The organism is Aneurinibacillus sp. REN35 (assembly GCF_041379945.2).
Lineage (GTDB): Bacteria > Bacillota > Bacilli > Aneurinibacillales > Aneurinibacillaceae > Aneurinibacillus.
In genome coordinates, this window is record NZ_JBFTXJ020000002.1 from 1 (window position 1) to 13,049 (window position 13,049).

At 46.1% G+C, this 13,049-nt stretch carries 15 protein-coding genes; 8 read left to right on the forward strand and 7 right to left on the reverse strand.

Annotated elements, in window-relative coordinates; genetic code table 11:
* Window positions 1-117 precede the first annotated feature (117 nt).
* Window positions 118-417 carry an MFS transporter gene (locus AB3351_RS03185; RefSeq protein ID WP_371145683.1) on the forward strand — a complete coding sequence of 100 codons (300 nt, stop codon included), beginning with the start codon at window positions 118-120 and terminating at the stop codon, window positions 415-417.
* Window positions 418-437: 20 nt separating this feature from the next.
* Complete coding sequence (locus AB3351_RS03190) at window positions 438-1,619, forward strand: serine hydrolase domain-containing protein (protein WP_371145684.1); 1,182 nt, start codon at window positions 438-440, stop codon at window positions 1,617-1,619.
* 99 nt (window positions 1,620-1,718) lie between these two features.
* On the opposite strand, the gene AB3351_RS03195 is transcribed toward AB3351_RS03190, so the two are convergent.
* A complete protein-coding gene (locus AB3351_RS03195) occupies window positions 1,719-2,405 on the reverse strand; it encodes an LrgB family protein (protein ID WP_371145685.1) in 687 nt (228 codons plus the stop codon).
* A complete protein-coding gene (locus AB3351_RS03200) occupies window positions 2,380-2,769 on the reverse strand; it encodes a CidA/LrgA family protein (RefSeq protein WP_371145686.1) in 390 nt (129 codons plus the stop codon). The genes AB3351_RS03195 and AB3351_RS03200 overlap by 26 nt, the downstream gene beginning before the upstream one ends.
* 241 nt (window positions 2,770-3,010) lie before the next feature.
* Here AB3351_RS03200 and AB3351_RS03205 point away from each other — a divergent pair, with 241 nt between their 5' ends.
* The 4 genes from AB3351_RS03205 to AB3351_RS03220 all read left to right on the forward strand — a co-directional run bounded on the left by AB3351_RS03205 (window position 3,011) and on the right by AB3351_RS03220 (window position 5,313).
* Complete coding sequence (locus AB3351_RS03205) at window positions 3,011-3,685, forward strand: FHA domain-containing protein (RefSeq protein WP_371145687.1); 675 nt, start codon at window positions 3,011-3,013, stop codon at window positions 3,683-3,685.
* A 180-nt stretch (window positions 3,686-3,865) separates the two neighbouring features.
* Entirely contained in the window at window positions 3,866-4,084 is a 219-nt protein-coding gene (locus AB3351_RS03210) for a hypothetical protein (protein ID WP_371145688.1), read from the forward strand.
* 429 nt (window positions 4,085-4,513) lie between these two features.
* Window positions 4,514-5,011, forward strand: coding sequence for a metallophosphoesterase family protein (locus AB3351_RS03215; protein ID WP_371145689.1), 498 nt, complete (start codon window positions 4,514-4,516; stop codon window positions 5,009-5,011).
* A gap of 107 nt (window positions 5,012-5,118) precedes the next feature.
* A complete protein-coding gene (locus tag AB3351_RS03220; protein ID WP_371145690.1) occupies window positions 5,119-5,313 on the forward strand; it encodes a GNAT family protein in 195 nt (64 codons plus the stop codon).
* Between the two features lie 47 nt (window positions 5,314-5,360).
* On the opposite strand, the gene AB3351_RS03225 is transcribed toward AB3351_RS03220, so the two are convergent.
* Entirely contained in the window at window positions 5,361-6,194 is an 834-nt protein-coding gene (locus tag AB3351_RS03225) for an aldo/keto reductase (RefSeq protein ID WP_371145691.1), read from the reverse strand.
* A 214-nt stretch (window positions 6,195-6,408) separates the two neighbouring features.
* Between AB3351_RS03225 and AB3351_RS03230 the strand changes: the two genes are divergently transcribed.
* Window positions 6,409-7,533, forward strand: coding sequence for a UDP-N-acetylmuramoyl-tripeptide--D-alanyl-D-alanine ligase (locus AB3351_RS03230; RefSeq protein WP_371145692.1), 1,125 nt, complete (start codon window positions 6,409-6,411; stop codon window positions 7,531-7,533).
* A complete protein-coding gene (locus AB3351_RS03235) occupies window positions 7,530-8,324 on the forward strand; it encodes a D-alanyl-D-alanine carboxypeptidase family protein (protein ID WP_371145693.1) in 795 nt (264 codons plus the stop codon). The genes AB3351_RS03230 and AB3351_RS03235 overlap by 4 nt, the downstream gene beginning before the upstream one ends.
* A 27-nt stretch (window positions 8,325-8,351) precedes the next feature.
* On the opposite strand, the gene AB3351_RS03240 is transcribed toward AB3351_RS03235, so the two are convergent.
* From AB3351_RS03240 to cls, 4 genes are all read right to left on the reverse strand, one after another.
* Complete coding sequence (locus AB3351_RS03240) at window positions 8,352-9,812, reverse strand: sigma-54 interaction domain-containing protein (protein WP_371145694.1); 1,461 nt, start codon at window positions 9,810-9,812, stop codon at window positions 8,352-8,354.
* Window positions 9,813-9,970: 158 nt separating this feature from the next.
* A complete protein-coding gene (gene yidD, locus AB3351_RS03245; RefSeq protein WP_371145695.1) occupies window positions 9,971-10,204 on the reverse strand; it encodes a membrane protein insertion efficiency factor YidD in 234 nt (77 codons plus the stop codon).
* A gap of 22 nt (window positions 10,205-10,226) precedes the next feature.
* Complete coding sequence (locus AB3351_RS03250) at window positions 10,227-11,258, reverse strand: CobW family GTP-binding protein (RefSeq protein WP_371145696.1); 1,032 nt, start codon at window positions 11,256-11,258, stop codon at window positions 10,227-10,229.
* A 49-nt stretch (window positions 11,259-11,307) separates the two neighbouring features.
* Window positions 11,308-12,828 carry a cardiolipin synthase gene (gene cls, locus AB3351_RS03255; protein ID WP_371145697.1) on the reverse strand — a complete coding sequence of 507 codons (1,521 nt, stop codon included), beginning with the start codon at window positions 12,826-12,828 and terminating at the stop codon, window positions 11,308-11,310.
* Between the last annotated feature and the right edge of the window lie 221 nt (window positions 12,829-13,049).

The following is a 13,049-nucleotide window of genomic DNA, read 5'->3' on the forward strand; positions in this document are numbered from 1 at the left end:
ACAAACTCTTTTCCCGAAAAAGGCGCCTCTTTTTCGTTTTTTATTTACTTTTTTTAGCTAATCAACACTCGTGATTTAATGTTTAAAGCATCAAACGTCCCGCTAGGTATTATCTATATGACATTTGCTTCTATGTCAATCTCATTTATTGGAACAGCACTTTACACAACGGTAATTAAATACGCAGCAAAGGAACTAACCGGTTCAGCTATAGGGCTGGTGAGTTTCGGTGGACAAATAGCCGGGGCTGTCTCCCCAGCAGTTATTGGGTTTGTTATTACCCTTTTTGACGGTTCGTATGATGCTGCATCATGGTTTTTAATTGCCTCTGCATTGGCAGGAGCTATTATGGCATTAACAATTAAAAATAACATTCAAGAAATAAAAAAAGATGCGCCTATAAAGGAATCCATTTGACAAGAGCAGGAGGATTAATAATGAAGTCTGTTACAAGAGATGAGAAAAAGGTTTTTCCCCCACACATGGAAGATCTTATTACTAAAGATAATTGGTTTACCTCTCAAAAAAATGTTCAATGGTATTGTCAAAACGATGAGTTGGGTCCAAGTCGTATCATATGGAGAGGAAATCGACAAGCAACCTCACTATTGTATGCTGAAAAAGGATTGGATTTAGATGTATTTGGAAATGAGGATGAAGAGTCCGTCTTAGATTATCTTAAAAGAACAAATACAGATGCTTTTTTGGTGATGCATAAAGGGAAAATTGTCTACGAAAATTACTTTAATGGATACAAACCTTACCAGCTCCATGCAATAAACTCTGCCACAAAATCTTTTATTGGTTTAATTATTGGTGTGCTTTGGCATGAAGGGGAGTTAGATTTAGATAAAAAATCTTCCTTCTATATTCCTGAATTGGAAGGCACCGGGCTTGGCGATGGAACTATTCAGCAGTTGATGGATATGCAAGTTCCAGTAAAATATATGGAAATAGATACACCGATGGGGATAGGGAGAGGGACCCTCATTTTTATAGCAGCAGGGGCAATGCCCAAGCCAGATAACTATAATGGGCCGGAAAATCTATATGAGGTCATGTTATCTAGCAAGAAAGATAAGCCATCAGGTGCTTCATTTTATTATGAAAATGGCCAAACAGAAGTATTGGGGTGGATTGCTAAGCGATTAACAGGTAAAAATATAGCAGAATTAATACAAGATACGATCTGGTTCAAGCTCGGAGCAGAAGAAAACGCTTCAATGCAATTGGATCCGATTGGTACGGATGTTGCTAACTGTGGTATGCGGGCTACATTACGTGATTTGGCACGTTTTGGGGAAATGATGCTTAATTATGGTTATTATAATGACCAACAAATTATTCCTGAGCGAATTATAAGAGAAATACAAAAAGGCAGTAATAAAGAATATTTTGAAGCAAGTGATTTTGGATATCTTTCTGGATTTTCTTATCACAATCAGTGGTGGGTTAATCATGACCCATTTGACGGATATTCAGCCCACGGTCGTTTCGATCAACGCATATATATTGCACCAAAAGCTGATACCTTGATTGTGAAGCTATCTTCCTATCTTCCGCAGAAATATGAGACAGAAGTTTTTCAGACTATAACAAAGTATTTAATGCAGCAATAGAAAATTATAAGTAAAAACCACAATACCATGTGTATACGCAGGATATTGTGGTTTTTTGTTGTTCTTCTACTGTTGTTGCCATTGAATTATGCTGATCAGCTAAAACAAGAGAGAGTACAAAGGCGGAAGCAGAAGGGAGGTCAGCACAGCCGCAAGTCCCATCGCTACTCCTGCCACGGCCCCGGCCAGTTCATCGGTGGATGCGGCCTGAGCGGCTCCCTGTCCGTGTGAGATCGTTCCCATCGCCAATCCGTATGCGAAGGGGCTGCGGATGCCAGCTTTATTCATTATCCACGGACCGAGCATTGTTCCGATGGTACCCGTCAACACAACAAAGGCGGCACTAAGTGCTGGGGAGCCGCCAATAATGCGTGTAATTTCAAGTGCGATAGGCACTGTGACGGATTTTGTGCTGAGAGAGGCGACAATTTCATCAGAGAGACGAAGTGCCTGTGCGATGAATATGACAGATATGATCGTTGATAATAAACCTGCGAACAGGCCGACAAGGGCCGGCAAGCTGTATTTACTGATCAATTGTCGATTTTTATACAGCGGAACTGCGAGCGCAACCGTAGCCGGACCGAGAAAGAATGTCATGATGCGTTGGGCCGGTTCGTATTGTGAAAATGATACGTTGCTTATGAGTAGAACCAAGATAATAAGTGCAGTGCTAAAAAATACGGGTGTAGTAAATGGCGATGGGTATTTACGTGCCACTACGCGGCTAAGAAGATAAGCGCCCATCGTTAATAGGATGCTATATAGCGTCACGAGCATACTCATCTTGCTTCTCCTTTCTTTGTTCAAGTACTTGCGATACCCACCCCGTGCACAGCATACCGACCCCGGTGCTTATGAGGATAGCGATGAGGATAGCGGGACCATTGGCTGTAAATAGACCGCCAAAATTCATCAAGCCAACAGCGACCGGAATGAAGAAGAAAGCCAGGTGGCGAATGAGGAAGGAGGCCGCTTGCTCAATCCATGCCAGACGTACAATACCTGTCGCAAGCAAAGCAAATAAAATAATCATACCGATGGCATTTCCCGGAATAGGGAGATGCAGGGTATGAGCCAGAAGGTACCCCGCCTCGTTGATGGCCCATAAGCCGGCAAGCTGCATCAAAACTAGCAGGAATGTTTTCATTTCTCTATCCTCCACTTTTTGATATTTCTTATTTTTTTCTTTAATAATAGCATTGTAAACGAGAGAAGGGTGAATATCTATAGCTTATTCCCTAGATAGGCATGTTGATTGCACACAATGCTTTTCACAAACTTGATATTTACGATACACTAATACTGGGAAGTTGACACAAACCTTATCTATCGCGTACAACAGTATTGTCGGTTGCGGAGGTGAATCAGTATTGGTAGAAGGGGTTTTTTTGCGGATTGACAAGGGTGAGCCGCATACGGAAAGAGAGAGCGTCCCGTTATCGGAAGGGGAGCTTCTACTCGGACGTATCGGCAGGGAGAATAGACCGGATCTTACGTTTGCGAGTCCGTATATCTCCCGTAGACACGCCGCTGTTCGACTTGACAACGGCCAGTTTACAATTACAGATCTAGCGAGTAAGCATGGTGTACAGGTTAATGGCTATGAAATTGAACCAAACCAGCCATACATACTTAAGAACAGTGATAAAATTAACCTCGCCAAAGGGGTTGTTCTGCTTACCTTTATTAATAATAATGAAATTGAGCTTTCACCGACGTTAGAATTTACAAGCCCGTTCATTCAATGGGGAACAGAGGCGGAAGGGTTTATCGTTCATCCGGAGAGACGCGAGATCTTGATTGATGGTAATCCCGTATTTCTATCCGGTAAGCATACAGAACTTGTGATGATGCTGTATGAAAATCGGAATCAGGCGATAAGCTATGATGAGATGAAGGTGCGAATTTGGCCGGAGAGAGCAGTGGAAGGCAGCAGCGACGTGCCCGATGTGGGCAAGGATGAGATCAATGCGCTTGTATACCGCTTGCGGAAGAAGCTGGGCAAATACGGAGAATGTATTGTAACGGTACCGCGATACGGGTATCGGCTGGACATGGAGTAAGCAAACGGTAAGGGTGTTGATGCAGTGATTGTCAACACCCTCGGTAAAATAGTCAGATTTTTCGATCGTTTATCATGAAAAAATCATTTTCTCGCTATGTTTTCTTTTGTGAAAACAGAGTACATTTTTGTTATAGGCTACAAGAAGGCAGCAAAAGTGTTGGAAAAGCGAGGGATAGATATGAGCAACCATATTGAAGGAACGTTTTCATGGCATGCCGACGGCTTTCCCGCCATTCGAATAGAAAATGGGCTGATTCCACTGACAGACGGAAAAGAAATTCGCGTCAATGATGGGGATGATTGGATTTTGGGAATCCATGTATACGGCGATGTGTTGTGCAAGGGAAAAGTGGAAATGCTGATGCCGGGCGATCGGATTCAGATTCGCCGCACATAAATTGATAAATAACAAAGAGGCGCTTCGCTTTGCGGATAAGCGTACCTCACTTATTACATACGGAAGATAATCACCACCAACCGACCGTTACGGCCGGTTGTTTTCGTGTTCACCTCTTTTTGGCTGCTATGATGGGTACAGGATTACCGAGTTTAAAAATTTGTAACAGATCGGTTCCCAATTAGCCGTATATTTATGTTATAAATAGAGATAACGGATGTATTGCGTTGTTATCGCATAGTAAGGAGGCACGAACCATGTACCAGCCGAGTATGACGAAGAAAGTATTGATCGGCACTTTTATTGCGCTTGATATTGTAATGATTGCCGGGGCATTCTATGTTGTCTTTCTTTAAACATAATAATCGTATGAATGAAGGTCGTCTGAGCAGGACGGCCTTTTTGTATAGATAAAGGAGGTTACTATAGATGCGGATTGGAGTCATCGCGGATACGCATATGCCATCGCGTGCCAAAAAGCTTCCCGAAGCGCTTATCTATGGCCTTCAAGGAGTAGATAGGATAATACACGCCGGTGATTTTACTACAGCGGCAGTCATAGAGAAATTAGAAGCCATCGCACCTGTTGACGGTGTGGCAGGCAATAATGACGGGGCGGACATCGTGGAGCGGTTCGGGCGCAAGAAAGTGCTGACATTCGGGAAGTATCGCATCGGTTTGGTGCATGGTGATGGAAAGAGCAAAACGACAGAGCGGCGGGCTGTGGATGCATTTGCCAAAGAGGATGTACATATTATTATTTTCGGGCATTCGCATATTCCGCTTCTGCGCTGGCATGAAGGGAGGCTGTTGTTTAATCCGGGCTCGCCGACGGATAAACGAAGACAACCTCAATTCTCGTATGGTATTTTAGAGCTTGGAAATGAAGTGAATGCGACCCATTATTTTTATCCGTCCAAAGAATAGCTAAAGACCCTGCGTTCTTTCCCCGTTCGTTTCGAGAAGATTCGGTGAGGGTAGTATGTAATATCTTTACCTTTTACATTATAATAAAACGAAGGTGGGAGGACGTAATGGTATTACACAACCTAGAAGTCCGAAAGAAGATGGCGGAGTATGAGGTTAATGATGTGATTATGCACAAAGAGTTAGGTCGAGGGACAATCCGAGCGCTAGATAAGCAATTGATTGACATTGACTTTGCTGACGGAAGTAGGCAGTTGAACCTCGAAGTGCTTGTCAAAAACGATTTAATAAGCAAATTGTAAAGCGATATAGAGAATAAAGCCACCTGAGCGGGTGGCTTTATTTTGTTCTAAAAATTAAAGTTGTCGGGGTCTGGGCCGATGCGTTTATCTTCATTGAGTCCATCGATTTTTTCCATCTCCTCTGCCGACAATACGAAATCGAACAGATCGGCATTCTCAACGATGCGTGCTTCATGAACGGATTTCGGAATGGTGACGACTTCATGCTGCAAATCCCAACGCAGGATGACTTGTGCTGCGGTTTTGCCATGCTTGCGGGCAATCTCGGTAAGTACCGGATGCTGCAGCAGCTCGCCTCCTTGTCCAAGCGGACTCCATGCTTCTACTTGAATGCCGTGCTGCTTGCAGAAGGCGCGTGCGTCCTTTTGTGAGAGAAGCGGGTGAAGCTCAATCTGATTTACCATAGGAGTAACTTCGCTATCTGCCATTAGATCTTCAAGATGATGCGGCTGAAAATTGCTAACCCCGATGGCTCGCACCAATCCGTCCTTATAAAGCTTCTCAAGGGCGCGCCATGTGTCTTTGTACTTGCCTTTAACCGGCCAGTGGATCAAATATAGATCAATATAGTCAAGGCCTAGTTTCTTGCGGCTTTCTTCAAACGCGGCCAGCGTGGAGTCATACCCTTGGTCTGCATTCCAGACCTTAGTCGTAACAAATAACTCGTTGCGCTCGGCGCCCGCTTGTTGAATCGCCTTGCCAACACCTGTTTCATTGCCGTAGACTGCGGCTGTATCGATGCTGCGATAGCCTGCCTTAAGCGCTGCTGCAACGGCGCGTTCTACCTCTTGTCCTTCTTTTGATTTCCAGACGCCAAGCCCTACCCAGGGCATACGAACGTCGTTGCTTAATACGGTACAGTCTGCGAGATGCTTTGCCATGGTTATTCTTCCTTCAAGTATACATTACCTTCTCCATCCTATCATAAATGATTACAGGTGTTGATGAAACAACATCAATGGAGTGATACACCTCTTCATTGAATCATACCCGCATAGATTGTGCGCTAAAAACGGTTTTTAGCACATTTCCTTTTTCTCTCTTACTGCATACATTGTCATAGCGAAACTGTGCAGCAAAAAGGGAGGGGATCACGTGTCAAAAACGGTGATTTTACGCAAGCCGGTAATTGCCGTTACCGGCAGCGCAGGGAAGACAACAACAAAAGAAATGATCGCATCTATTCTACGGCGGAAATGGCGTATTTTTGCTTCCTATCGGAGTTTTAATCAGCACACATGCTCAGCGCGCAACGCGAAGCGGATTCAGCCGTTTCATCGGGCGGCGGTGTTAGAATTCGGCATGGGTGCGCGCGGTCAGATTCGAAAGCACTGTCAGTTTATCCAGCCAAATATGGGGGTCGTAACGAATGTCGGAACAGCTCATATCGGCAATGTAGGCGGAAGTGTGGCAGGAATTGCCCAGGCGAAGTCGGAGCTGATAAAGTATATGAAACAAACGGGCTATTTGGTGACGAATGCGGATGATCCCAATTCAAAACTTCTCGAAACAGAAGCGTTTAAAGGAACGATGGTGACAGTAGGGGTGCATGAGGAAGCTGATTTTAGAGCGACACATGTACGTTATGCAAAGAACGGCATGGCATTTGATGTGATGATTGATGGGGAGACACATACATTTTCCATACCCATTTTTGGCGATCATAACGTGTATAATGCCTTGAATGCCATCGCTATTGCATATGGACTGGGTTTCTCGCCGCAGGAGATGAAGACGGGACTGGGAATATATAAACGAACCCCGCACCGGATGAATGTGTTCCGCTATGCCCCAGACATCACGCTAATTGATGATTCGTGCAGCGCTAATCCGAATGCGGTCCGAGCAGCGATTGATGTATTGAATAAAGTCGGTGGTGAAACCAAGCTGGCTGTGCTAGGCACCATGCTTGCGATGGGAAAGTATTCAACCAAGGCACATACCGAAGTGGGAGAATATGTAGCACAGGCCGGGATTGATTATTTGTATACGTACGGTAAGAAGGCTAAAATCATTGCGGCCAGTGCGATCAAGGCCGGTTTTCCGGCCGAGCGTGTGCGGACATTCGAGAGTGAGCCGGCGCTGCGTCGTGCCATCCTAGCTCATCTGCGTCCCCATACAACAATCCTTGTGAAGGCATCACATAAGATCGGATTAGAGAAAACGGTAGCCTATATAAAAAAGCAGGCTCGGCGTAAAGGGATGAAAAAATCCACATGAGCAGCATCCGTGCTGTGCTGCCACGATGTACGGCATCATCGGCCTGTCTGATCACGGCTTTAGATGGCCGGATTCTCTGGGAAAAAAATGCGATACAGCCGCTTGCACCTGCAAGTATGACGAAGATGATGACAGCGTTGGTTATAATGGAGAAAATTCGATCTGGCGAGTTGGGTATAACAGACCGAGTGCGAATTAGTCGTCGTGCGGCAGCGATCCGGGGATCAAGCATGCGGCTGAAGGCGGGAGAGAAAGTTAGCGTCCGCGCACTTCTGCAGGGTTTATTGATTGCTTCAGGAAACGATGCCGCGATTGCTCTTGCAGAACATGCGGCAGGCAGCAGCGGGATGTTTGTAGAACAGATGAACGAGCATGCCAGAACGATCGGCCTGTCGCACACGCAATTTCGCAATCCGCATGGTCTGTCTGTCACCGGGCATCTCTCCAGTGCATATGATATGTGCCTCATTGCACGGAGACTGATCCAGTATGAGGAGGCGCTGACTATCTCCAAGCGCAAGCGGGCAGTTATTCGGGTAGCGAGGGGGGGACGCACGCTTACCCTTCGCAATACGAATACGCTGCTTGGTGCATTGGATGGTGTAGACGGGCTGAAAACAGGATATACACCGAAGGCAAAATACTGCTTATGCGCCACCGTTCCGCATACTCGCTTTGGGAGAATCATTGCCGTTGTTATGGGGAGTGCGACGAAGAGAACACGAGACGCAGAGGTAAAGGCACTGCTTTCTTATGCGGATACACTAAGAGACATTGACGGCCCTGCATAGGCAAAAGCGGACGCTGCTTCTATAATATTAGTCGTTAAGTGTAAAGCTCATGCCATACTTACGCATTCGATATTGCAAGCTTTGACGGCTGATGCCAAGCTCTCGTGCGGCACGTGATACATTGTTTCCGTTTTTTTGGATTACATGGCGTATATATTTTTTTTCAAAAGCAGCCACTTGGCTTTTTAAATCACTAGGCGCAGGCTCGAAGGAAGCACCCTCATCACCTTGGCTCGATCCGGCAGGTATCGTGCTTTGAGCACTTGAAGGTTCGCTGCCTTCTTCATGCGAGAGATGAAGCAGCTTGCGGCGAATGTGGTGCGGCAGGTGCTGCATCGTGATCTCGGTTTCTCCGGCGATGAAGTTCATCGTGCCTTCAATTGCATGCTCAAGCTCCCGTACATTGCCCGGCCAGCTGTATTCGCGGAATGAATGCATTACATCCGGGTGGATGCGCTCAATATGCATGTCGAAGAGGCGGTTATATTTGCGGATGAAATGCAGGGTAAGCAAGTCGATGTCATCCTTGCGTTCACGCAGCGGCGGGATAAATAAGGTGACAACGCCAAGGCGGTAATACAAATCTTTGCGCAGGCGTTCCCCCGCGATTGCGTCGATAGGGTCTTCATTCATGGTGGCGATAATGCGCACATCAATATCCATATCCTTCGTATCGCCGATGCGGCGGATTTTCTTTTCTTGCAGCGCCCGCAATAGCTTGGCCTGAAGAGGCGGACTCATTGAATTGATCTCATCGAGCAGCAGCGTTCCCCCACGGGCCTGCTCAAATAAGCCGGGCCGCTCAATAGCTCCTGTAAAAGCGCCGCGGCGTGTGCCAAAAAGCAGACCTTCAATCAGATGTTCAGGAAGGGCGGCGCAATTCTGGGAGATGAATGGGCCTGTAGCGCGCGCACTATCATTATGCAGGCTTTGTGCAAACAATTCCTTGCCGGTTCCGGTTTCGCCGACAATTAGCACGGAGGAAGATGTGCGGGCGGCACGACGCGCAACTTCAATCACATCCTGTACCGCAGCGCTTTCCCCGATAATACTTTCGAATACATAGCGCGTATCCTTATACTTTAAGAAGTTCTCACGCAGCATGTGTTCCATGCGGGTAATGTCATTAGCGAGCTCTAGCGCGGCAACGGTCCGGCCGTCTTCTGTGATTGGGAATGTATTGTTAATGGTCGTAATTTGTTTGCCTTTGGCATTGAAATACGTTTGCTTTACATTCTTGGTGATCTCTTTATGATGAAGTGCGCGCAGCAGCGTACTTTCCTGCTCTTCGGTGAAGGTGAAGACATCAAGCAGACGTCGGTCAAGGACGGCTTCTTTCTTCATGGCTTCGATTTCAGACATTTTCTCGTTATAAATAATGGATACGCCATCCCCGTCAATGACATGGATGCCTTCATTAAGCTGATTTAGAATGAATTCGTAGATTTTAATTTTTTGGGTAAGCTTTTCTGTATCGAATGCGCTCATGTGTCCACTCCGTTCTGCGTGCATAGTATGCCTGCCATAAAATTAATCATGGATATGCAAAAAAATCAAGCGCTTTTGTGAAAAGGGTGCAAAAAAAGAAGACCTAACAGGATTGCTCCAAGGTCTTCTCGTGATTTATACATGAGCGGAAGAACGCCCTATCTCTTCTTTTGTTCCGGCTTCTCCGGCACTAAATCGACACCTCCAGGATGAAAAGGATGGCACTTGGCCAACCGCTTAATCGTAAGCCAGCCACCCTTTATGGCACCGAAGCGTTGAATGGCTTCCGCTCCATAATGCGAACAGCTTGGATAGAAGCGGCAGGAAGGGGGAAGAAGCGGCGAGATGAGCCGCTGATAGAGACGAATAATCCCCAGTAGAATGGATTTCATGATGTATATACGACTTCCTTTCCTATGCTTGATGCGTTCCTTCTTGTACGAATTCACCCCACGCCCGGCGAATTTCAGCAACAGGCAGATCAATGCCGATTAGAACGAGATAGTGTTCAGCCGCATCGGGTGCGGGTTCCCATTCTGTGCGTTTGGCCGCATACTGCATGAGCTGTGTCTTTGTTTGACCCTCAACCGGCAAATAGCCTTTAGCGCGCAACAGGTGCGGATGGTAGCGCTTCAGCAGCTTCTCCACCTTTTTGATCTGGACCATTCCTTGAACCGGAAGGGTGAATGTCTGTACCCGTGAATAAGAGCCGTCTTGTGCGGCCGCATCATGGTCATGCTCTTCTATAGAATCTGGCTCACGGGTCACTTGTGCTTGTACAATACGGAACAGCGGTTTTGGGATTGCGGCGCTTTTTTCCTGCTTATGTATATGCGCAAATATCGGAACAAGGTCAATGTCACTGTAAGTTGTAAACAGAATCGGTGAGCGGTCATTTTGCTTGCGCAGTGCCTTGATAAGCTTTTCTTTATGGTTATCCTTCATATCCTCTGTTTTATTAACGATTACCGTATCTGCGACTTCAACCTGGCGTTTTACCGTACGTACCAGTTGGCGGTCTACCTCGAAGATGCTTGTGTACTCAAGATAATAGTACGAATCAAGCGTAGTCAGTACCGTATGAAAGCGGACCTTTTCCTTTAAACGAGGTTCGGTGAGCATATCTACAACTTCCTCTGGATTGGCCACTCCCGTCAGTTCCACAAAAATCACATCGGGTTGCTTCTGCAAGAGCTTCTCTACGCTTTCGACCACCTCGCTCTTTTTGCTGCAGCAAATACAGCCGTCGAGCAGCTTTTCCATGATTTGATTCTCTTGCATGGTTGCGTTCACTAAGCGTCCGTCCACATCCATTGTACCGAGTTCATTCATCAGTATAGCCGACTCTAGGCCGCGCCGGGTGGCTTCTTGAAGCAGCCGAAGCAGCAATGTGGTTTTGCCGCTGCCGAGAAAGCCACTGACAATGACCACAGGAATACGTGACATAAGATTCGACTCCTTCCCTGTAGGCTTGTTCCATGTTTATTCTTCTCTATTATAAGACAGGGGAGAAAAGCCGGGCAAACGATTCTTTTGTCCGCTTGATAATACCGCGCCGAGTAAATTCTTCCATATCAAGACAGATCGATTCATCAAGATCTTCTTCATATTGCTGTATAAGTGTGGCAATACTTGACGTCTCAAATAGAAACGCATTGACCTCAAAATTTAATTGGAAGCTGCGAAGGTCGATATTGGCGGTACCTACTGAAGCGAAATCTCCGTCGATAATAACGACCTTCTGGTGTAAAAACCCCTTTTGGTATAAATAGATTTTAATACCACAGCGGAGCAGCTCCATAAAATATGAGGCAGTAGCATACTGTGTGAGCGCACTGTCTGATGTTTGCGGGACGATCAGCTTTACATCGATGCCCTTGTGAGCGGCAATGCGCAGCGCGGTGCGTATCGCTTCATTCGGGATGAAATACGGTGTCGCAATCCAGATGGACTTCTCGGCACAGGAGAACATCGCATAATACAAATCACTCATCAATCCGATCTGCGTATCGGGTCCGCTGGCGGTAATCTGTACGCCCCCATCACCTTCTACTTTCTCGGTAATAAGATAAGGGCGCTCCTCTAACTGTTCGCCGGATACATATTCCCAATCAAGCAGGAAAATGGCGTGCAGTGTACGCAGCGCCTCACCTTCTATCTTCAGATGCGTATCGCGCCAAAAACCAATTGCCTTATCCCGTCCCAAGTATTCATCGCCTACATTTAACCCTCCGGTAAAGCCGACGCGCCCGTCGATCACAACGATTTTACGGTGGTTACGGAAGTTGAATTTCTGATTGAAGAATCCGTTGGCGATCGGGGAGAAGCCGTGTACTTGCACACCGGCTTCCTCCATCGCGGCAATATCCCGTGATTCAAGTGTGAAGCTGCCGATGGCATCGTAGATGAATCGAACTTCTACCCCGCTTCGTGCTTTTTCAATTAATAGGGAAATCATGTTTTTGCCAATGCGATCCGAACGAAAAATATAGTATTCCATATGAATGTAACGCTGTGCTTGCTTCAGTTCTGTCAAAAGAGAAGTGTATGTTTCCTGCCCGTTTTTTAGTACTTCCGTTCTTGAATGAAAGTTGATTGGTGTATAAGCCATCGCTTCCACAAGAGAGATGAAGCATTGCTTTGTATCGGTTATTGCCTGCCCCTTCTCCCGGCATCTCGCTGTATGGGGGGAAGTATCCCCCAGCATGCGCTTGAGATATGTACGATTGTATATGCGCTTCTGGCGAAACAATAGCCCCTTTAAGTACAGTTGCCCTGAGTACAAGTAGAGAATATAGCCGAAAATGGGAAGAAAAAATAAAAGGGACAGCCATAGCAGTGTATTATGAGGTGCTCGCTCTTCGAGAATGAGCGAATACGAAACTGTCGCCACCATCAACAGGTAGACGGCAATCCAGAAGGCGAATGCAGACCATGAGGCGTAAGAAAGTCGAGCTAAATACAGCGCTCCAATCATTGCAAGCAAAATAATAAATTGTCCAAACCGTTTCCACATACATTCCACGACGCTTTCTACAAGTTAGATTATCAGTCGGCATTCCGATAGGAGATCAGTAGGCCGCTGTGTATATAAAAATTACACCGCCCGTTCCCCTTTTAAACGAGAAATAGTGTGCGCTGCTTCTTCTTTTTTTTATTCTGTTCAACGCTTGCTGTATATATGGCTTAGAATGTTTTTTCTTATGTAAAAAAGGGGAAGGTACATAGAGAAGGTAC